The organism is Nocardia sp. NPDC059691 (assembly GCF_042733915.1).
GTDB classification, from domain to species: Bacteria; Actinomycetota; Actinomycetes; order Mycobacteriales; family Mycobacteriaceae; genus Nocardia; species Nocardia sichangensis.
On the sequence record NZ_JBHWFB010000012.1, the window covers coordinates 150,194 to 169,960 of the forward strand.

The 19,767-nt window shown below is 69.0% G+C and carries 21 protein-coding genes; 14 read left to right on the top strand and 7 right to left on the bottom strand.

Features of this window, described 5'->3' with window-relative positions; all coding sequences use genetic code 11:
- Nucleotides 1-20 precede the first annotated feature (20 nt).
- Nucleotides 21-458: a VOC family protein gene (locus ACFV2O_RS25670; RefSeq protein ID WP_379253981.1), complete on the top strand. Its 438-nt coding sequence runs from the start codon at nucleotides 21-23 to the stop codon at nucleotides 456-458.
- Nucleotides 459-501: 43 nt separating this feature from the next.
- Here the strand turns inward: ACFV2O_RS25670 and ACFV2O_RS25675 are convergent, their stop codons facing one another.
- Nucleotides 502-1,008 carry a DUF2505 domain-containing protein gene (locus tag ACFV2O_RS25675; RefSeq protein WP_355072025.1) on the bottom strand — a complete coding sequence of 169 codons (507 nt, stop codon included), beginning with the start codon at nucleotides 1,006-1,008 and terminating at the stop codon, nucleotides 502-504.
- 39 nt (nucleotides 1,009-1,047) lie between these two features.
- Here ACFV2O_RS25675 and ACFV2O_RS25680 point away from each other — a divergent pair, with 39 nt between their 5' ends.
- The 5 genes from ACFV2O_RS25680 to ACFV2O_RS25700 all read left to right on the top strand — a co-directional run bounded on the left by ACFV2O_RS25680 (nucleotide 1,048) and on the right by ACFV2O_RS25700 (nucleotide 8,323).
- Nucleotides 1,048-1,521 (top strand): DUF3592 domain-containing protein, encoded by a 474-nt coding sequence (locus ACFV2O_RS25680; protein ID WP_356962523.1) that lies wholly within the window; start codon nucleotides 1,048-1,050, stop codon nucleotides 1,519-1,521.
- A 109-nt stretch (nucleotides 1,522-1,630) separates the two neighbouring features.
- The gene (locus ACFV2O_RS25685; protein ID WP_379253982.1) at nucleotides 1,631-2,773 is read left to right on the top strand and encodes a glycosyltransferase family 4 protein; all 1,143 of its coding nucleotides are present in this window, start codon (nucleotides 1,631-1,633) and stop codon (nucleotides 2,771-2,773) included.
- Between the two features lie 74 nt (nucleotides 2,774-2,847).
- Nucleotides 2,848-3,552: a demethylmenaquinone methyltransferase gene (locus ACFV2O_RS25690; RefSeq protein ID WP_355072019.1), complete on the top strand. Its 705-nt coding sequence runs from the start codon at nucleotides 2,848-2,850 to the stop codon at nucleotides 3,550-3,552.
- 102 nt (nucleotides 3,553-3,654) lie between these two features.
- The gene (locus tag ACFV2O_RS25695; RefSeq protein WP_379253983.1) at nucleotides 3,655-7,836 is read left to right on the top strand and encodes a molybdopterin-dependent oxidoreductase; all 4,182 of its coding nucleotides are present in this window, start codon (nucleotides 3,655-3,657) and stop codon (nucleotides 7,834-7,836) included.
- A gap of 136 nt (nucleotides 7,837-7,972) precedes the next feature.
- A complete protein-coding gene (locus ACFV2O_RS25700; protein ID WP_379253984.1) occupies nucleotides 7,973-8,323 on the top strand; it encodes a hypothetical protein in 351 nt (116 codons plus the stop codon).
- A gap of 21 nt (nucleotides 8,324-8,344) precedes the next feature.
- On the opposite strand, the gene ACFV2O_RS25705 is transcribed toward ACFV2O_RS25700, so the two are convergent.
- Nucleotides 8,345-9,379 carry an aldo/keto reductase gene (locus ACFV2O_RS25705; protein ID WP_379254090.1) on the bottom strand — a complete coding sequence of 345 codons (1,035 nt, stop codon included), beginning with the start codon at nucleotides 9,377-9,379 and terminating at the stop codon, nucleotides 8,345-8,347.
- A 113-nt stretch (nucleotides 9,380-9,492) separates the two neighbouring features.
- Between ACFV2O_RS25705 and ACFV2O_RS25710 the strand changes: the two genes are divergently transcribed.
- On the top strand, nucleotides 9,493-10,113 hold the full coding sequence (locus ACFV2O_RS25710; RefSeq protein WP_379253985.1) for a TetR/AcrR family transcriptional regulator C-terminal ligand-binding domain-containing protein: 621 nt from the start codon (nucleotides 9,493-9,495) through the stop codon (nucleotides 10,111-10,113).
- On the opposite strand, the gene ACFV2O_RS25715 is transcribed toward ACFV2O_RS25710, so the two are convergent.
- Nucleotides 10,110-10,712 (bottom strand): TIGR03086 family metal-binding protein, encoded by a 603-nt coding sequence (locus ACFV2O_RS25715; protein ID WP_379253986.1) that lies wholly within the window; start codon nucleotides 10,710-10,712, stop codon nucleotides 10,110-10,112. The two genes, ACFV2O_RS25710 and ACFV2O_RS25715, sit on opposite strands and share 4 nt — an antisense overlap.
- A 126-nt stretch (nucleotides 10,713-10,838) precedes the next feature.
- On the opposite strand from ACFV2O_RS25715, the gene ACFV2O_RS25720 reads away from it, so the two are divergent.
- Together ACFV2O_RS25720 and ACFV2O_RS25725 are read left to right on the top strand one after the other, a co-directional pair.
- On the top strand, nucleotides 10,839-11,087 hold the full coding sequence (locus ACFV2O_RS25720; RefSeq protein ID WP_379253987.1) for a hypothetical protein: 249 nt from the start codon (nucleotides 10,839-10,841) through the stop codon (nucleotides 11,085-11,087).
- Between the two features lie 129 nt (nucleotides 11,088-11,216).
- Complete coding sequence (locus tag ACFV2O_RS25725) at nucleotides 11,217-11,441, top strand: hypothetical protein (RefSeq protein ID WP_355072009.1); 225 nt, start codon at nucleotides 11,217-11,219, stop codon at nucleotides 11,439-11,441.
- Between the two features lie 5 nt (nucleotides 11,442-11,446).
- Here the strand turns inward: ACFV2O_RS25725 and menD are convergent, their stop codons facing one another.
- From menD to ACFV2O_RS25740, 3 genes are all read right to left on the bottom strand, one after another.
- Nucleotides 11,447-13,090, bottom strand: coding sequence for a 2-succinyl-5-enolpyruvyl-6-hydroxy-3-cyclohexene-1-carboxylic-acid synthase (gene menD, locus ACFV2O_RS25730; protein ID WP_379253988.1), 1,644 nt, complete (start codon nucleotides 13,088-13,090; stop codon nucleotides 11,447-11,449).
- A 162-nt stretch (nucleotides 13,091-13,252) separates the two neighbouring features.
- Complete coding sequence (locus tag ACFV2O_RS25735) at nucleotides 13,253-13,699, bottom strand: DUF6918 family protein (RefSeq protein WP_355072006.1); 447 nt, start codon at nucleotides 13,697-13,699, stop codon at nucleotides 13,253-13,255.
- Nucleotides 13,700-13,773: 74 nt separating this feature from the next.
- Nucleotides 13,774-14,430 carry a PaaI family thioesterase gene (locus tag ACFV2O_RS25740; protein WP_379253989.1) on the bottom strand — a complete coding sequence of 219 codons (657 nt, stop codon included), beginning with the start codon at nucleotides 14,428-14,430 and terminating at the stop codon, nucleotides 13,774-13,776.
- A gap of 187 nt (nucleotides 14,431-14,617) precedes the next feature.
- Here ACFV2O_RS25740 and ACFV2O_RS25745 point away from each other — a divergent pair, with 187 nt between their 5' ends.
- From ACFV2O_RS25745 to menE, 3 genes are all read left to right on the top strand, one after another.
- Nucleotides 14,618-15,511, top strand: a complete 894-nt coding sequence (locus ACFV2O_RS25745; RefSeq protein ID WP_379253990.1) for a 1,4-dihydroxy-2-naphthoyl-CoA synthase — start codon at nucleotides 14,618-14,620, stop codon at nucleotides 15,509-15,511.
- A 1-nt stretch (nucleotide 15,512) separates the two neighbouring features.
- Entirely contained in the window at nucleotides 15,513-15,905 is a 393-nt protein-coding gene (locus ACFV2O_RS25750) for a VOC family protein (RefSeq protein ID WP_355072004.1), read from the top strand.
- 337 nt (nucleotides 15,906-16,242) lie between these two features.
- A complete protein-coding gene (menE, locus tag ACFV2O_RS25755) occupies nucleotides 16,243-17,403 on the top strand; it encodes an o-succinylbenzoate--CoA ligase (RefSeq protein ID WP_355072003.1) in 1,161 nt (386 codons plus the stop codon).
- Between the two features lie 48 nt (nucleotides 17,404-17,451).
- On the opposite strand, the gene ACFV2O_RS25760 is transcribed toward menE, so the two are convergent.
- Nucleotides 17,452-17,736: a nuclear transport factor 2 family protein gene (locus ACFV2O_RS25760; RefSeq protein WP_379253991.1), complete on the bottom strand. Its 285-nt coding sequence runs from the start codon at nucleotides 17,734-17,736 to the stop codon at nucleotides 17,452-17,454.
- 77 nt (nucleotides 17,737-17,813) lie between these two features.
- Here ACFV2O_RS25760 and ACFV2O_RS25765 point away from each other — a divergent pair, with 77 nt between their 5' ends.
- Nucleotides 17,814-18,806, top strand: coding sequence for an ATP-binding cassette domain-containing protein (locus ACFV2O_RS25765; protein WP_355072000.1), 993 nt, complete (start codon nucleotides 17,814-17,816; stop codon nucleotides 18,804-18,806).
- 70 nt (nucleotides 18,807-18,876) lie between these two features.
- Nucleotides 18,877-19,710: an ABC transporter permease gene (locus ACFV2O_RS25770; protein WP_355071999.1), complete on the top strand. Its 834-nt coding sequence runs from the start codon at nucleotides 18,877-18,879 to the stop codon at nucleotides 19,708-19,710.
- Nucleotides 19,711-19,767: the final 57 nt, after the last annotated feature.

Here is a 19,767-nt window from a genome sequence, read left to right on the forward strand (position 1 = left end):
CCCGCCATAGCGTGGACCGCATGACGACGATTACGAACGTTTCCCTGGTGACGGTGTACGTGACGGACCAAACCGCCGCGAAAGAGTGGTACGTCGACAAGCTCGGCTTCATCGAGACCAGCGATGTCACGATGGGCGACAACGGTTTCCGCTGGGTCACCGTCGCGCATCCCGCGCACCCCGAGCTGGAGATCACGCTTATGCTTCCCGGCCCGCCGCTGGACGAGAACTACGCCGACGCCGTCCGGCGGGCGCTGGCCAACGGCACGCACGGCTCGCTCGGCCTGCGGACCGAGAACTGCCAGAAGACCTTCGAGGAACTCACCGCCAAAGGGGTGGAGTTCGTGCAGCCGCCCGCCGAACGGCCCTACGGGACCGAGGCGATCATCCGGGACAATTCGGGAAACTGGCTGGTCCTGGTGGAGCCGAAGGAGTTCTCGCCGCAGGCCTTCGCCTAGGCCGCGACGGCGTTGCCCCGGCGCGCTGGGGCAACGCGCGCGCTCACGCGGTCGACTCGGCGGACAGCCAGTCCTCGATGCTTTTGCGCTCACCCTTCAGCACTCGGTGGAGCAACTGCTCGGCGAGTGGCTCGATCGCGCCGCCGACCACGAGAACCTTCACCCGCACGGTGCCGACGACCTCGATCTCGGAACCTTCCGCGGTGGAACGGATCTCGTAGGACCCCGACATCGCGGTATTGATGCCGCCGGTGGAGACCTCGAAGGTGCCTTTGGCGACCTCGCCGACCAGCGGCTGCCAGTTGTCGGTGCGGGAGAAGGTGAGTTCGCTCCTGAGCACCTTGCGGACCAGCGCGGGCACCTTGTCCTCGGGAGCCTTCTCGGTCATATGGATGCGAATGGTGCCCGCGCCGTCGGGATGCGACAGGTCGACTGTCGCCGTCTCCGCCTCGGCGAAGCGGGACCGCCAGACGTCGTCGGTGATGAGTGCCCGGTGGAGATCTTCGACCGGGACTGTGTACGGCACGGTGAAGCTGAATTTTCGGGACATGGCCGCCACCGTAGCCGAGCCGATCGGTAGCCTGTGGCGGTGTCGGAAACCAGCCAGTTCACCAGGCGGCCGATCCGCCTGCGACGGGCCAGGATCGGCGTGTTGATCGCCGCGACGGCGGTGAGCGTGCTCGTCGGGCTGCTGGTGCTGGCCGCGTGGCGCAACGATTATCTGATCAGCTCGGACAAGGGCAGCACGACGGCCGAGGTGCTCTCGGCGGGACGGCTGCGCTCGGCGGTCATGTACGTCACACCGGACGGCGAGACGCACAATCCGAAGGTCGGCGTGCTCTATCCCACCAACTTGACCGCGGGCGAGCGGATTCGTGTGGAGTACCGCCGCAGCGACCCGGACCTGGTGCGGGTGGAGGGCCGTGACGTGCGCGTCGCCATTCCGCCCGCGTTGTCGGTGATCGTCGTGGTGTGGCTGCTCGCGCTGCCCGCGCTGTGGTTGCTCTTCCGCGCGGGTAGGCGCGGTCCCGCGCCGGTGGTCAGGCCCGCGCCGCAGGCCTGAGATCCGCGTCACCGGGAAAGCGGTCGGGGTTCCGATAGTTCGCCGGATCTTTCCGTGCGCTTCACTTCGGCGTGGCGGCGTGGCGCGGTGTAGCGGTCACGCTGGGAGCGTGCGTGTAGCGATCGTCGCGGAGTCGTTCCTGCCGAACATGAACGGCGTGGTCAACTCGGTGCTGCGGGTGCTCGACCACCTGGACCGGAACGGGCACGAAGCGCTGATCATCGCGCCGGACACCCCCCGCGGACAGCCCGCCGCACCGCGCCACTACGAGCGTTTCCCGGTCCACCGGGTACCCGCGGTCATGGTCCCGAAGGTCAGTTCGCTGCCGGTCGGGCTGCCCCAGCCGGGCATCGTCTCGGCCATCGAGGACTTCGACGCCGAGGTGGTTCACCTGGCCTCTCCGTTCCTGCTCGGCGCCGGCGGCCTCGGCGCGGCATTGCGGCTGGATCTGCCCACTGTCGCGGTGTATCAGACCGACGTGGCCGGCTTCGCCAAGAGTTACGGGCTCGGGCTGGCGAGCCGTGCCGCCTGGGGCTGGACCCGGCGCATCCACGAGGGCGCCACCCGCACGCTCGCCCCGTCCCGGGCCGCCGCGGAGGACCTGGCCAGGCACGGCATCCCGCGCGTGCACCGCTGGGGGCGCGGCGTCGACATCGCGCGGTTCACGCCGAGCGCCCGCTCCGCCGAACTGCGGGACGCCTGGCTCGCGGGCCGGGACCGCCTGCTGGTGGGCTTCGTGGGGCGACTCGCGCCGGAGAAGCACGTCGAGCGGCTCGCGGTGCTGGCCGCCGACCCGGACATCCAGCTGGTGATCGTCGGCGACGGGCCGGAGCGTCAGCGGCTGGCCCGGCTGATGCCGACCGCGGTGTTCACCGGCGAACTCGGCGGCGGCGAGCTGGCGCGGGCGTACGCCAGTCTGGACGTCATGGTGCACGCGGGCGAACACGAGACGTTCTGCCAGGGCGTGCAGGAGGCGCTGGCCTCCGGTGTCCCGGTGATCGGTCCCGACGCGGGCGGTCCCCGCGACCTGATCGCCCACTGCCGCAACGGCTATCTGCTTCCGGTGGACCGGTTCAGCGAGTTGCTGCCCAGTGCTGTCGGGGCGCTGCACGATCCGGAGCTGCGGACCCGGTTCGCCGGGGCGGCGCGGAAGTCGGTGCTGTCGCGGACTTGGCCCGCCATCTGCACCGAGTTGATGGGCCACTACACCGAAGTGACCGGCGCGCGGATTCGGTTGCCGCATACGGCATGAACCCGGCCGAAGCGTGACGGAGGTATCCACGCGCCGCGCTCGGTTCGTATCAGACCGCGAGTTAGGGTCTTCCCGTGCCGAAAACGCAATCGAACCGGGCCTCGTTGGACAAGCAGCCGCGCGAAGTCGCGGCGATGTTCGATGGCGTCGCCCGGCGCTACGACCTGACCAACACGGTGATCTCCGCCGGACAGGATCGCTATTGGCGCTGGGCGACCCGCAAGGCGCTGGCGGCACGGCCGGGCGAGCGGCTGCTCGACCTCGCGGCGGGCACCGGTGTATCCACCTTGGAATTGCAGAAATCCGGCGCGTGGTGCCTCGCAGCCGACTTCTCCAAGGGCATGCTCAGCGCGGGCCGGTTCCGCGACGTGCCGATGGTGGCGGCCGACGCGATGGCGCTGCCGTTCGCCGACGACTCCTTCGACGCGGTGACCATCTCCTTCGGGCTGCGCAACGTGGCCGACACCGACCTCGCCCTGCGCGAGATGCTGCGGGTCACCAAGCCCGGCGGCAGGCTGGTGGTGTGCGAGTTCTCCGCGCCGGTGCTGCCGGTGTTCCGCACGGTGTACCTGGAGTACCTGATGAAAGCGCTGCCCAAGGTGGCGCGCGTGGTGAGCAGTAATCCCGAAGCCTACGTCTACCTGGCCGAATCGATCACGGAGTGGCCCAATCAGCGCAGGCTGGCGATGCGGATCGCGGCGAACGGGTGGTCGTCGGTGAAGTGGCGCAACCTCACCGGGGGCGTGGTGGCCCTGCACCGCGCCTACAAGCTGGACTGAGCCGGAGACCTGGATCACACCTCACCGACCCATCCGGGAGCGGTGAGGAGGAATGTCACCTGGCGATAACGCGAGGTAAATCCGGCGCAATCGGCGGTCCGCATGATCGGAGACATGACCGATCCAGTGACCGGCCGCGGCGACGGCACCGCCCGAACGGCGTGCTCGTACTGCGGCGTCGGCTGCGGGATAACCGTGTCGACCGCCGCCGACGGCGCGGGCAAGCCGGTGATCGCCAAGGTCAGCGGTGACAAACTGCATCCGGCGAACGCCGGCAGGCTGTGCACCAAGGGGGCGACCCACGCGGAGTTGATGCGCACTCCCGGACGGATGGAGACCGCCTACCGGCGCTTCGAGCGCGGCCAGGTTCCGGTGCCGTTCCCCGTCGACGAGGCCGTCCACGAGGCGGCCACTCGGTTGCGCGCGATTCTCGACGAACACGGTCCGGACGCGATCGCGCTGTATGTCTCCGGGCAGATGTCGCTGGAGGCGCAGTACCTCGCGACCAAACTCGCCAAGGGTTATCTGCGTACGGTGCACATCGAGGCGAACTCGCGGCTGTGCATGGCCAGCGCGGGCACCGGGTACAAGCAGTCGCTCGGCGCGGACGGGCCGCCCGGCTCCTACGACGACTTCGAGCACGCGGACCTGTTCTTCGTCATCGGCGCGAACATGGCCGACTGCCACCCCATCCTTTTTCTCCGGATGGCCGATCGCCTGAAGACGGGCGCGAAGCTCATCGTGGTCGACCCGCGCCGCACCGAGACCGCCGCGCGCGCCGACCTGTTCCTGCAGATCGCGCCCGGCACGGATCTCGCGCTGCTCAACGGGTTGCTGCACCTGCTGGTCGCAGGCGGCCACATCGACGCGGAGTTCATCGCCGAGCACACCGAGGGCTGGGACGCGATGCCGGAGTTCCTGGCCGACTATCCGCCGGAGCGCGTGGCGGAGATCACCGGACTGGCCGAGGCCGACATCCGGACCGCGGCCGAATGGATCGGCGCGGCGGGCGAGTGGATGTCGCTGTGGACGATGGGACTCAACCAGTCCACACACGGCACCTGGAACACCAACGCGCTGTGCAACCTGCACCTGGCCACCGGCGCGATCTGCCGTCCCGGCAGCGGGCCGTTCTCGCTCACCGGGCAGCCGAACGCGATGGGCGGGCGCGAGATGGGGTACATGGGCCCCGGCCTGCCCGGCCAGCGCAGCCTGCTCTCCGCCGAGGACCGCACGTTCGTGGAGACCGCGTGGGAACTGGCGCCCGGCACCCTGCGCACCGAAGCCGGACCCGGCACGGTGGAGATGTTCCGTGAACTGGCCGAAGGAACGATCAAAGCGGCCTGGATCATCTGCACCAACCCCGTCGCCACGGTGTCGAACCGGAAGACCGTTATCGCTGGGTTGGAGGCGGCCGAACTGGTGATCGCCCAGGACGCCTACACCGAGACCGCGACCAACGCCTACGCCGACCTGCTGCTCCCCGCCACGCTGTGGGCGGAAGCCGACGCGGTGATGGTGAATTCCGAACGCAACCTCACCCTGCTGCAGCAGTCGGTCCCGCCCATCGGCGACGCGCGGCCGGACTGGCGGATCATCGCCGACGTCGCCACCGCCATGGGTTTCCCCGGCTTCGACTTCGCCTCCAGCGCCGAGGTGTTCGACGAGATCAAGCGGTTCGCGAATCCCGCCACCGGCTACGACCTGCGCGGCGTGACCTATGCGGCGCTGCGCGAAGGGCCGATGCAGTGGCCGTGCGCGGAGCCGGACCGCAGGCGCAACCCGATCCGTTACGTCAACGACGGCGTCAGCCAGACGCTGTTCGTCGACGAGAACGGCCACCGGCCCCGGCTGGCCTTCGCCACGCCGAGCCGCCGCGCGGTGTTCTGGCCCCGGCCGCACCTGCTGCCGGAGGAGATGCCCGACGACGACTATCCGTTCCTGCTGAACACCGGTCGCCTGCAGCATCAGTGGCACACGATGACCAAGACCGGCAAGATCGACAAACTGACCAAGCTGAACGGCACGCCGTTCGTCGAGGTGCATCCGGCCGACGCCGAGCGGCTCGGTCTGCGCACGGGCGACCAGCTCGAGATCGCCTCCCGCCGTGGCCGTGCGGTGCTGCCGGTGCAGGTCAGCGACCGGGTGCGGCAGGGCGACTGCTTCGTGCCGTTCCACTGGAACGACGAGCAAGGCGAATACCTGACCATCAACGCGGTCACCAACGACGCGGTCGATCCGGCCTCGCTGCAACCGGAGTTCAAGGCCTGTGCGGTGGCGCTACGCCGGGTGGCTTCCGTGCCGCGGCCGCAGGCTCCCGCCGCGCTGCCCGCGGCTCAGGCGGCGCACCCGCTGGCCGCCGTGCTCGGCCTCGACAGCGGCACCGCCCCCACGCTCAGCGAGACCGAGCGGATCTATCTCAGCGGCTATCTGGCGGCGTTGCAAGCGCTTCCGGTGACCGGTCAGCCGGTGCTTCCGGAGACGGCGCCGATGTCCGCGCACACCAGGCTGTGGGTCGACGGGCTGCTGGCCGGGATGTATTCGCGTAGTGCGGCGACCACGACGGACACGGGCGCCGCCGCTCGCACGGTCACCGTGCTGTGGGCCTCGCAGACCGGCAACGCCGAAGAGTTCGCCGCCGCCGTCGCGGCACATCTCGCCGAGCACGAATTCACACCGCGCCTATCGGACCTGGACTCCTGCGATCCGGGTGCGCTCCAGGGCGACGTGCTGGTGGTCAGCAGCACGTTCGGCGACGGAGGGCCGCCGGACAACGGAGCCGATTTCTGGGATCGGCTGGCCGACAGCGTCGTGCGGCTGACCGGTATGCGTTACGCCGTGTTCGCGCTCGGCGACTCCTCCTATGACGACTTCTGCGGTTACGGTCGCAAACTCGACCAGAAATTCGCCGAACTGGGCGCGACCCGATTGCTCTCGCGCGTCGACAGTGAACCCGACTACCAAGACGCGGCACAGCGCTGGCTCGATGACGTGCTCGCCGCCTTGGGCGACGGCCCGGCCGAGGACCCCGCCGATTCGCCGGTGACCGGTGCGGCCGCGCCGAGCCGACCCACGCCCCGTGGCGGCGGGGTGGCCACGGTGGAGTCGCCGAGCATGGCCCCGGCACTCGGCCGCACCCGCACCGCACCGTTCACCCGGGCCGCGCCGCTGCGTGCCGCACTGGTGCGCAACGAGTTGCTCTCCGCCGCGGGATCACCGAAGGAGGTGCGCCGCTTCGCGTTCGATCTGCGCGGCTTGGACGCCGCGTACGAAGTGGGCGATTCGCTGGGCGTCTGGCCGGTGAACAGCACCGCTCTGGTCAGCGAATGGCTATCCGCCGCCGGGCTGGACGGTCGCCGCGTGGTGGAAGTCGACGAGCGCGAAGTTCCCCTGGCCGATGCGCTGCGCACGCACTTCGACATCACCAAGGTCGGTCAGGATCTGCTCGGCTTCCTCGCCGAGCGCAACGCCAGCGGCAAACTCGCCAAACTGCTGCGCCGAGACAATCGCAACGAGCTGGCGAACTACCTGTGGGATCGGCAGGCCGTCGACGTGCTGCGCGATTTCCCCGTGCGGGCCGATCTGGTGGAGTGGCTCGGCACTCTGAAAAAGCTGCAGCCGCGCCAGTATTCGATCTCGTCGAGTCCGCGGGTCAGCCCGGATGAAGTGGAGCTGACCGTCGGCATCGTGCGCTACGGCGACCCGGCGGCCACCGGCTCGGCGGCGCGGCGCGGCGGCGTTTGCTCGACCTTCCTCGCCGATCGCGCCGACCTCACCGACACGGCGGTGCCGATCTTCCTGCAGCGCGCACCGCATTTCCGTCCTCCGGCCGACCCGACCGCGCCGATGATCATGGTGGGCCCCGGCACCGGCATCGCCCCCTTCCGCGGATTCCTCCAGGAGCGCAGGGCCCTCGGCTGCACCGGACGCAACTGGCTGTTCTTCGGCGATCAGCACGCGGCGCACAATTTCTACTACCGCACCGAGCTGGAGGACATGTTCCGTTCCGGCTTCCTGACCCGGCTGGACCTGGCCTTCTCCCGAGACCAGCGCGAACGGATCTACGTGCAGCACCGCATGATCGAGCACGGCGCCGAGCTGTGGTCCTGGCTGCGCGACGGCGGCCACTTCTACGTCTGCGGCGACGCCAGCCGCATGGCCAAGGACGTCGACGAGGCGCTCCTACGCATCGCCCGCATCCACGGCAAACTCGACGAGGACGGCGCACTGGCCTTCAAGAAGCAACTCGTCGCCGAGAAGCGCTACGTCCGCGACGTGTACTGACCGACCGTATCGCCAGGCTCACAGCGCCCGATTCAGTGATATATATCACATCATGGAACGCGGTAGCACCCCGCTCCGTCGAGAAACACGACGGGTTCGAAGCGACCGTCACCGACCGCCGGGGGACGAGGCTGCCGTGGAAGAGCCGACACACGACGAACTGACGGACTCCATCGTTCGAGCCGGGACCTGCGAAGGCTTGAAAATCCAGTTACTTCATGGCATCCCACACATTGTCGAACGCGACGAGGCGGCGCTGACTCCGCCGATCGCCATGCGGTTCTCGCCCGACACGCTGCTCGCGTACTACCGGCGTATCGCGCGGGACGGTTCACGAGGCAGCGCCACAACTTCGTGGGACTGGTGGATGGTCCTGATGTCCACCCACCTCGGCGAGGCGATGTACGACCTGGACCGCATCGACGGTCCGGCCGTGATCACGATCGGCAAGTTCGGCTTCACCGCGACGCCGATCCGAGGGTGCTGACCGCCCGCGGTCGACACTTGCTCACACCGCGGGTGGGTTCAGGCGGGTGAAGTCCGGGAGGCGGTAATACGGGTAGTAGGGGTAGGGCGGGGTGGTGGCGCTGGCTTTGTCCAGGCGGGCGATCTGGTCGGCGTCGAGTTCCCAGCCGATCGCGCCGAGGTTCTGGCGCAGTTGCTCCTCGTTGCGGGCGCCGACGATGACCGTCGCGACGGTGGGGCGGCGCAGCAGCCAATTGAGCGCGATCTGCGGGACCGTCTTGCCGGTTTCGGCGGCCAACTCGTCGAGGACGTCGACCACGTCGTAGAGCTTCGCGTCGTCCACCGGAGGGCCCGCCTCGGCGGTCCGGTGCAGGCGGCTACCTTCCGGAAGCGGTTGTCCGCGGCGGATCTTGCCGGTGAGCCTGCCCCAGCCGAGCGGACTCCAGACCACCGCGCCTACGCCCTGGTCGCGGCCGAGCGGCATGAGCTCCCATTCGTAGTCCCGCCCGACCAGCGAGTAGTAGACCTGGTGCGCGACGTACCTGGTCAGCCCGTTGCGATCCGCCGCGGCAAGGGATTTCATCAACTGCCAACCCGCGAAGTTGGACGCGCCGACATAGCGGATCTTGCCCGCGCGCACCAGATCGTCCAGCGCGGCGACGACTTCCTCGACCGGCGTGCCCGCGTCGAAGGCGTGCAGCTGGAACAGATCGATGTAGTCGGTGCCCAGCCTGCGCAGCGATCCCTCCACCGCACCGATCAACCTGGCCCGGCCGGAACCGGCGTCCCGCGGACCCGGTCCGGTCGGCAGCGTCGCCTTGGTGGACAGCAGCACCCGATCGCGTCTGCCCTTCACGGCGGCGCCGAGCACTTCTTCGGAGGCACCGTCGGAATAGACATCGGCGGTGTCGAACATGGTCACGCCTGCGTCCAAACTGATGTCGACCAGCCGTCGCGCCTGTTGGGCATCGGTATCGCCCCATGCTCCGAACAGCTCGCCGCGACCGCCGAAGGTGCCCGCCCCGAAGCTCAATGCCGGGACGTGCAGACCCGACGCGCCGAGCCGCCGGTACTCCATCTGCGTCTCAACCATCCGAACGTTCACTGGACCACCCTCCTAAAGGGTCTGTAGTTCCATTAACACTTCGAACGGTACACCGCTTCGCGCATAAATGAAACTGGAGTACCGTTATGGCCATGGATGATGCGACCCCCGGCTCCGTCCGGCCCGGCGGACGGACCGCCCGGGTCCGGACGGCCGTCCTGCGCGCCGCGGGCGACCTGCTGACCGAACGCGGCTTCGCCCACCTGGACCTCGCCGAAGTCGCCACGCGCGCCGAGGTCGGCAAGACCACCGTCTACCGCCGCTGGCGCACACCCACCGGCCTGATCGCGGACCTGTTGGTCGACATGGCCGAGCAGTCGCTGCCGCACGCCGACACCGGCTCGCTCCTCGGCGACCTCACCGCCAATGCCCGCCTGGTCGCGAAAACCCTGTCCGATCCCCGCCAAGGCAGGCTCTTCCGCGCCGTAATCGCGGCCGCCACCTGCGACGAGTCCACCGCAGCCGCCCTGCGCCGCTTCTACGACGTGCGACTCACCGAATGGTCGGTCTGCGTGGCGGCCGCCATCGCGCGCGGCGAAGCGCCCGAGCGCACCGACGCACGCGCGGTGCTGTCCGCGGTGTCGGCACCGCTCTACTACCGGCTGCTCGCCAGCGGCGATCCGATCGACGACATCGTCGCGGACCGCGCCGCCCGCGCCGCCGTCGATGCCGTACGGGCGGGCACGTTCGTATCCGCCGCCGACTAGCCCAGCACCGCTCCCCGGTCACCCGCGGTCCAGTCGGCGCGGCGACCGGTGAAAGCGAGGACTCGCTCCAAGGCGGTGGCATCGGGCGCGACCGGCACCACCGGCCCGAACAGACCCGGCACCCCTTCGGCGGGTGTGCCGCGCAGCATGTCCAGCAAGGTCGCCAGATCTTCGGCGGCACACGAAAACGGCTGACCGGTGGCCTTCGCGAGATCCCAGCCGTGCACGACCACCTCGTCCAGCGCGATCCTGGCCATCACCGGGGCGGGCTCGTTCACCCCGCCCGCCTCCGTGTCGCCGTCCCAGGCCGCCGGCTCCCGCCACGCCGCCACCAAGGCATCGAGCTGAGCCGGAATGCGCTCGCGCCAGTCCTCTGCCAAGGCGCGCTCGGCAGGGGCGCCGGGCGCGACGGATCCGCCGACGGCCTCCTTGGTCGCCGACTGACGGAATGCCTCGGTCAGATCGACTACGTGGGCGAGCAGATCGCGGACCGTGGTGTCGGCGCACGGTGTCGGCGCCGTGAGCTGGTCGTCGGCGATGCCGCCGACGACGGTCGCCAGAGTGGCGGCCGCGGGCTCGAAATCGAACTCGGGATTCATCGGGCCTCCTCGGGTGTGGGACGTCTCCGGAAATAGAGACGGAGCGAGACGCCGAAATTGAGCGGCGAGTCGTTCCGCAATCAACCTGTAGCGGCGAAAAGCCCTGGAAAAGCGGATAATTGAAAGATGAAGGGTGATCGGGTCGAGATCGTCGTCGACGTCGGCGACGGGTCCCGCAGTTACGAAATCGCGGCAACCCGAGCGGGTAGGCGGGTCGAGGTGAGGATCGCGCGAGGCGTGGTCGAAGTCAGCGAAGTGACGCGATCGGGGACGGCCGTGCGGACCGCGCGGTTCATGGCCGGGCGCATGCTCGCGCTGGTCGAGCACCCCGCGGACGCGACGGCGGCGCAGGTGGGCGAAGCGCGACAACACTGAGCGCCGGGTGCTTGCCGTACGCCCGGACCGCGGGCATCCTCGATGCAGTCCGAGTTGATCGTCCGCCTCGATTGCGGCGTGCCACGACGGGTATGCCGATCGAGAGGCCTACGCGGAGAGGAGCGCACGATGTCAGATCCCCTTGCCGACGCGATCCCGGAGGCCGATCTCGCCGAGCAGTCCGTTCCGGCGTATCCGGAGGAGCCGGTGCTCGCCGACGAGCCCGAGCAGGACGAAGCCGTCGGACGGGCGACTCCGGAGCGCGACACCTTCGAGGCGAACCCGGCGGACGTGATCGAACAGTCCATCGCGGTTCCGATCGATGACGAACCCGAGGACGAATCCGGCTACTGACCCGGTCAGGGCTGGATCTCGGCCCGCACCGTCGCGTGCAGTTCCCGCAGGCTGGACCGCTCGGTGGCGACCTCGAGCACCCGTATGCCATGGGCGTGCCCGGTCAGCTCGACGGCCAGCTGCTGCGGATCCACCTGCCGGTGCGGAATGCGATAGGCGGCGCACAAGGCGGCGAGATCCATGCCGTGCGGGGTGCCGAAGACCCGCTCGAACACGCCCGCGTATTGCGGGTCGCCCTGCTCGAGCAGTTCGAAGATGCCGCCGCCGTCGTCGTTGGCGACGACGATGGTCAGATCGGCGGGCCGTGGTTCGCCCGGCCCGATCAGCAGGCCGGACGCGTCGTGCAGGAAGGTCAGGTCACCGATCAGGGCGATGGTGCGCCCGTCGTGGTGCAGAGCGGCGCCGACCGCGGTGGACACCGTGCCGTCGATACCCGCTACGCCGCGATTCGACAGCACCCTGATCCCCGGACGCGGATGCGACACCAGCGCCGCGTCCCGCACCGGGTTCGAGGCGCCGAGCAGGAGTTGGTCACCGTCGCGCAGCGCGTCCATCACGACCGCGGCGACGTGCAGCCCGGTCGGCTTGGGGTGCCGCGCGAGTGCGCCACGCACCACTTGGTCGGCTTTCGCGTTCAGTTCGCGGCAGTGCTCGAGCCATTGCGCGCTGGGTGCGCCGACGGTGACGGCGCGGGTACCGGTGCCGACCACGTTGCCGGACACGTCGGGCCAACGCGGACCGGTGGTCAGCGCGTAGACCCGGACGTCCGGGTCGGCGAGCACCTTCGATACCTGCCGGTGCAGGGTCGGGCGGCCGGTGATGATCGCCTGCGTCGGCCGCAACAGCGGCAGCACGAGGGGATGCAGCGCGGGACCGTGCATCGGGGCGGTGGGTTCGGCGACGGTGGGCAGATTCGCCAGCTCCGGCCGCAAGCCTGCGCCGTGTCCGGAGATCACGACCGTGTCGGGCGTGAGGTCGAGATCGAGCGGCACGTCCAAGGTGGCGTATTGGGTGTCGGTCCAGGCGCACTCCCCCGCGCGGCCCCCCGGAGCCGTCTCACCCGGTTTCAAGTCGGGGACCAAGGGCTCGCGCAGCGGCACATCGAAGTGCACCGGGCCGGCGTTGCCGGAGCGGGTACCGCGCGCCGCCGCAAGCACCCGGCAGACCGCCGAGCGCCACTGGCTGTTCTGCCGGCCATAGGGCGGATGCTCGGCGTCGCCCGGCTCCTCCTCCGCGAGACCGAGCGAGATGGTGGCGCGAACCTGGCTGCCGAACAGGCCGAACTGTTCGACGGTCTGATTGGCGCCGGAGCCGAGCAGCTCGTAGGGCCGGTTCGCGCTGAGCACCACCAGCGGGACCCGAGCGTAGTTCGCCTCGAGCACGGCAGGCCCGAGATTGGCCACCGCGGTACCCGAGGTCATCACGACCGGGACCGGGAGTCGGCTCGCGATCGCGAGCCCGACGGCGAGGAAGCCCGCCGTTCGCTCGTCGATCCGCATGTGCAGGCGCAGTCGCCCGGCCGAATCGGCGGCTTGCAGGGCGAATGCCAGCGGAGCGTTCCGGGAGCCGGGGCACAGGACGACATCCCGCACGCCCCCGCGCACGAGTTCGTCGACGACGACCTGCGCTTGTGCTGTAGACGGGTTCACGCCTCCAGACTGGCAGACAGTCAACTAGAAGTCCGCGCCGGGAGGTTCGCAATCACACTGTGTCGTCGCACACGGGCCCATCCACGGCCGGGCTCGCGTCCGAGTGCCGCCGCGTACGCGACGAAGTCGCCGGCGGCGGTCGCTCGGACGCGAGTCACAAAATCATCCAGCGTGCTTCTGGATCAGGTCGCCGACCCGCGGCAGCGCCTCGATGACGTTCTTCTTCGCCGAGGAACGCATCGAGGAGTAGACCTTCTGCAGGGCAGGACGGCTGGAGGACTCGGCCCGGGCGTCGGTGACGGCGAGCAACGCCTCGGCGACCTCATCGGACTTGGCGACGAGCAGATCGGCGAACTTGCCGGAGCCCGACGCCGTGTACTCCTGCCAGAACGGCTCCAGCTGCGCGACCAGTTTGGGCGCCAACGACTCCAGCGCATCGGGCACGATGGACGGGCTGATCTTCTTGACCGCCGCGTAGCCACCCTTCACAGCCAGGCCGGACGCACCACCCTTGTCCGACACCTCGGCGTCGAGAACCTCGACGGCATCGGCAAGGAAAGCCGGGCGCTTCGCGTCGTCGAGCAGGGATTCAGACAGTGCTGCAACCACTTTCAGGTTCCTCCGGATCGGTATCGATGAACGAGCGAGGGCAACTATACGTGCCCGCGCCAGCATTCACCCGGCTACGGCTGCCACGGTAGCAACTCGACCATCAGACCTTCGCAGTCCGCGAGGAGATCGCCCTGCTCATCGAGCAATTCGGCGGTGATAAAAGTTTTTCGCCCTTCGATCCGATCGACCCGTCCGCGAACCGTCAGTTCCGTCTCGAGCGGAGTGATCTTGCGGTAGTTGACGTGAAGATACGCGGTGCGGCTGATCGGCCGTCCGGCGTAATGCACGATCATGCCGAGCAGATCGTCGAACAGCAGCGGCAGCACACCGCCGTGCGCGGCGCCGTTGCCGCCGAGATGGAAGCGGCGGAACACACCCGTCATCTCGAGGCCGTCCGGGCCCGCCTCGACCACCCGCCACGGCAACAGCAGAAGGCTTCCCCGCCCGGGCAATTCGACCGCGCGGCCCGCCGGTCCATGCAACTCGGGGGCGCGGTAGGGCTCGAGCAGGTCGATCAGCTCGCGGGCTTTGGCCTGCGCGGCCCCGAAGACATCGTCCGGCGCGTTCGCGCTCACCGCGAGATCCTGCAACGTCCGCATGGCTTCGATGAACCCGCCGAAGTTCGGCCCGACCTTCGCGGGTGTGACCTTCGGAAACCCGCCGTGCTTCTCGTACCGGGATCCGTCCACCGCGCTCCGGTCTATAACCGGTTTCACTCGCTCGCTCATACTTGCACGGTAACGCGTAGTTTTACACCGTCAAATCGAAGTCCGGCCAACCCCGCGCGAATGCCCGGGTTCGCGGGACCTCGACCGCACCGCTCGCCTCCGCCGCCGCTGGATCGCAAGTCCCGGGTCGTCGCCGCTTACGGGCCCGACCACGACTTTCAGGCGAAGCGAGACCTAGCATTGCCCGGTGACGTTCAATCCGAAGCTGTGGCGCCCCGTTCCGGGATTCGAGAACCTGACCGACATCACCTATCACCGGCACATCGAGCAGGGCACCGTGCGTGTCGCGTTCGACCGGCCGGAGGTGCGCAACGCGTTCCGCCCGCACACGGTCGACGAACTCTACCGGGCACTCGACCACGCGCGGATGACTCCGGACGTCGGCGCGGTGCTGCTCACCGGCAACGGGCCCAGCCCCAAGGACGGCGGTTGGGCCTTCTGCTCCGGGGGTGACCAGCGCATCCGCGGTCGCAGCGGATACCAGTACGCCACCGGCGAGACGGCCGACACGGTCGACCAGGCCCGCGCGGGCCGCCTGCACATCCTGGAGGTGCAGCGGTTGATCCGTTTCATGCCGAAGGTGGTGATCGCGCTGGTGAACGGCTGGGCCGCGGGCGGAGGTCACAGCCTGCACGTGGTCTGCGATCTGACCTTGGCCAGCCGCGAGCACGCCCGGTTCAAGCAGACCGACGCCGACGTGGGCAGCTTCGACGGCGGCTACGGCAGCGCGTACCTGGCCAAGATGGTCGGCCAGAAGTTCGCCCGCGAGATCTTCTTCCTTGGCCGCCCCTACACCGCCGAGGAGATGCACCAGATGGGCGCGGTGAACAAGGTCGTCGACCACGCGGAGCTGGAGGACGTCGCGCTGGAGTGGACCGCCGACATCAACGGCAAGTCCCCGCAGGCGCAGCGCATGCTGAAGTACGCGTTCAATTTGCTGGACGACGGACTCGTGGGCCAGCAACTTTTCGCGGGCGAGGCGACCAGGATGGCCTACATGACCGACGAAGCCGTCGAGGGCCGCGACGCGTTCCTGCAGAAACGCAAGCCGGACTGGACCCCCTACCCCTGGTACTTCTGACATGGACATCCTCAGCAGCCGGATCATCCTGCGGCCCGCCGACTACCAGGCCACGCTCGCGTTCTACCGGGACGGGCTGGAACTGGCCATCGCGCGGGAGTATCCGGGCGGCACGGTCTTCTTCGCGGGACAGTCGCTGATCGAGGTGGCCGCGCACGGCGGGTCCGGAGAATCGTCGTCGTTCGAGGGCGCGATCTGGCTCCAGGTGCGCGACGTCTCCGCCGCCGCCGTGGAACTGGCGCTGAAGGGCATCGCGATCGATCGCGCCCCCGTCGAGGAGCCGTGGGGTCTGCACGAGATGTGGATACGCGATCCAGACGGTGTGCCGATCGTTCTGGTGGAGGTTCCGCCTGCCCATCCGATCCGGCGGGATTCCCGCTGGCAGGCGTCGTAGCAACGGTTCCATTCGGTAGTTCGGCGGGCCGCACCGAGTTGCCAACGCGTCGACCGGCGAGGACGATAACGCTCGGATGGCCACCCGACCGCCGACGTCCGGGCCGGCTGTGTCCGTGTCCCGTCCGACGAGTGAATCGCAGTCTCGATGCCTGTCCCACTTGAGCCCCGATCCGACCGGATGGCCGCGCTACGGGCGCGCCACTCCGGCATACCGACCCGTTCCGCACGCGGCGGCGCGGGCATGACACGATCCCTACCGTGAGGGAGTGCAGCGAGCGAGCCATGGGCACAGCGGCTCTGGGCACCACCGAGCCGGGCGAGCGGCGAGGCATGGCATGACCAAGAAACTGCGTACCTTGCCGATGCCGACCGGGTCCGGTCTCGGCGACGTCATGCCCCACCTACGGGAGGCGCTGGAAGGTAACGGGGCCGCCTGGCTCCCCATTCCCACCAGCGATCGGCGCGAGGCGAGGCGCCTGAGCGACGCTTTGTCGCCGGGCGAGCCGATCGACGAGGACATCGCTCTGGTGGTGACCACCTCGGGCACCACGGGCATACCGAAGGGCGCGATGCTCAGCTCGTCGGCCCTTCGCGCCAGCGGCACCGCTACCCACGACCGGCTCGGTGGCCCCGGCAACTGGTTGCTGGCCCTGCCGACCCATCACATCGCCGGTATCCAGGTGCTGTTGCGCAGCATCCTGGCGGGGACCGAACCCACCGTGCTCGACGTGTCCGGCGGATTCCTGCCCGAGGCCTTGGCGGGCGCCATCTCGGGTATGCGCGGGGAGCGGCGCTACACGGCCCTGGTGCCGACCCAGCTGATCAAAGCGTTGGAGTCGCCGGTCGCCGCCACCGCGCTGGCCGAGCTCGACGGTGTGCTGGTGGGCGGCGCGGCAACTCCGCTGCCGGTCTACGAGCGCGCGCGAGCCGCGGGCATCACCGTGGTGCGCACCTACGGCATGAGCGAGACCTGCGGCGGTTGCGTGTACGACGGCGTGCCGCTGGAGGGCACGAAGGTCCGTATCGAAGAGGGCCGGGTGGTGCTGGGCGGCGCGATGATCGCCTCCGGCTACCGCAATCAGCCCGACCATCCCGCCTTCGCCGAGCCGGGCTGGTTCCGCACCGAGGACGCGGGCACCTTCGACAACGGCGTATTGAGCATCACCGGGCGACTGGACGAGGCGATCACGACCGGCGGCCTGCTGGTGATCCCGCAGGTGGTCGAGGCCGTGCTGATCAACCACCCGGCCATCAGCGAGGTGGTCGTCCTCGGCTTGCCCGACGAACGGCTCGGCCAGCGCGTCGCGGTCGCGGTGATCCCCGCCCCAGGCGCCACCCCCAGCCTCCCCGAGCTGCGCGAATACGTCTCCGCCGAACTGGACTCCATCGCGGCCCCCCGCGAACTAGCCGTCCTCGACGAATTCCCGCTCCGCGGCCCCGGCAAGCCCGACCGCGCCAAACTGCGCGAATACCTCTTGGCCGAGTCGACCCGCTAGCGGATCGCCGGGCAGCGTACGCGTCCGGCGAAGCTCTCCCGGCCATGGCTAGGCGCGCAAGTGGCGGCTCAGATCGCCCGTCAGGTGAATATGAACCCGGCGCTCCACGAATCGCCACTGCCCGTCGACGCGTTCGAAGCGGTCGTGGTAGCGGCCTGCCGCCACGGGTTGCATTTTCTCGACGCCTTCCCGGCCCCTGATCGTCGTACCGCTGCCGACGAAGACGCCGTCGGCGAACAGCGCGCCGACACCGGCGAAATCCCCGGCGTCGACCAGTTCCGCGTACTTCATGATCAGGTTCGTCACGGCAGTCGTATCAGCGGCTGTGCTCACATTCGTGAGGGTAGCGGCGGAAATCAAGACAGCACGACGCAAGAGCCGTGCAAGTCTAGGCATCCACAGTTGTCCACATGACTTCTTTCGCACCAACTTCAGCGCTCGCCGTCGAGGCGGACGGCCTGGTCAAGGTGTTCGGGGAACAGCGGGCCGTCGACGGCGTGAGCCTGGCGGTGCCGCAGGGCTCGGTGTACGGCGTGCTCGGACCGAACGGCGCAGGCAAGACCACGACCATCCGGATGCTCGCGACCCTGTTGCGACCGGACGGCGGCAGCGGACGCATCTTCGGCCACGACGTGGTCGCCGAGCCGACCGCCGTCCGCTCGCTCATCGGTGTCACGGGGCAGTACGCCTCGGTCGACGAGGACCTGAGCGCCACCGAGAACCTGATCGTCTTCTCCCGACTGCTCGGCCTGAGTCGCGTCGACGCCCGGCGCAAGGCGGCCGAGCTGCTGGAGGAATTCGATCTCACCGAGGCGGCGAACAAGCCGCTGCGGCACTTCTCCGGCGGTATGCGACGCCGCCTCGACCTGGCGGCCAGTCTCATCGCGACGCCGCCGCTGCTGTTCCTCGACGAACCGACCACCGGGCTCGACCCGCGCACCCGCGCCCAGATGTGGGAGACCATCCGCCGCCTCGTCCGCGAAGGCGCGACGGTGCTGCTCACCACCCAATACCTGGACGAGGCCGACCAACTGGCCGACCGCATCGCGGTGATCGACCGCGGCAAGGTGATCGCCGACGGCACGGCCGACGAACTGAAGGCCTCCGTGGGCGGTTCGTCGCTGCATCTGACGCTGGTCGATCGCGGCCAGCTCGACGAGGCGCGCCGCATCGTCGGCGATTTCCTCGGGGTCGAAGCGCAGATCACCCCGGAGGCCGGGCGGCTCACCGCGCCGTTGACCGACGCCGGAGTCACCGCCGATCTGCTGATCCGCCTGCGCGAGTGGGAGATCGGCATCGATGAGATCACCGTGACCAAGCCGAGCCTGGACGAGGTCTTCCTCACCATCACCGGCCACCCGGCCGAGGACACCACCGACGATTCCGCGAAAAGCGCGGCATGAGCGTCCGGACCGCAGGCAGCAGCCTGCGTGACCACGCCGGATCCCGCGCACGCAGAGAAGGAGCACGACCATGACCACCATCACCGCGACCGAGACGCGCCGAACGGCGCCGACGAAGATCCCCGAAGTGAGCAACCACGTTCCGCTCGTCCAAGCGGCGGCGAACTCGTTCACCATGGCCTACCGCGGCCTGCTGAAGATCAAGCACAAGCCCGAGCAGCTGTTCGACGTGACGATCCAGCCGATCCTGTTCACCGCCCTGTTCGCCTACATCTTCGGCGGCGCCATCGGCGGCAGCGTGCAGGACTACCTGCCGGTCCTGATTCCCGGCATCCTGGTGCAGACCGTGGTGCTCACCTCGGTCGTCACCGGCACCCAGTTGCGCGAGGACATGGACAAGGGCGTCTTCGACCGGTTCAAATCCCTGCCGATCGCCCGTGTCTCGGCGCTGGCCGGCGCTCTGCTGGCGGATATGGTGCGCTACGCCCTCGCCACCGTGCTCACCATCGTCGTCGGCGTCGCCATCGGTTATCGCCCGGAGGGCGGTGTGCTCGGGGTCGTCGCGGCGGGTCTGGTCATCGTCTTCTGCTCGTTCGCGATCAGCTGGATCTGGGCGCTGGTCGGGGTCACCGGCAAGAGCGCGGCGGGCGTGCAGGGCATCTCGATGATGATCATGTTCCCGCTGACCTTCATGTCCGGCGCCTTCGCGCTGGTGAGCACGATGCCGGGCTGGATGCAGGGCCTCAATCACGTGAACCCGGTGTATTACATGGTGAACACGTGCCGCGGGTTGATGAACGGCGCCGCCTTCGGCAGCGATCTGGCTTGGTCGCTGATCGGCTCGCTGGTCGTCATCGCGATCTTCGCCCCGCTCACGGTCAAGGCGTACATGCGCCGGGCGTGACCGATCACCGCACCACGGCGGGCCGGGTGACCATCGTCACCCGGCCCGCTTTCGCTG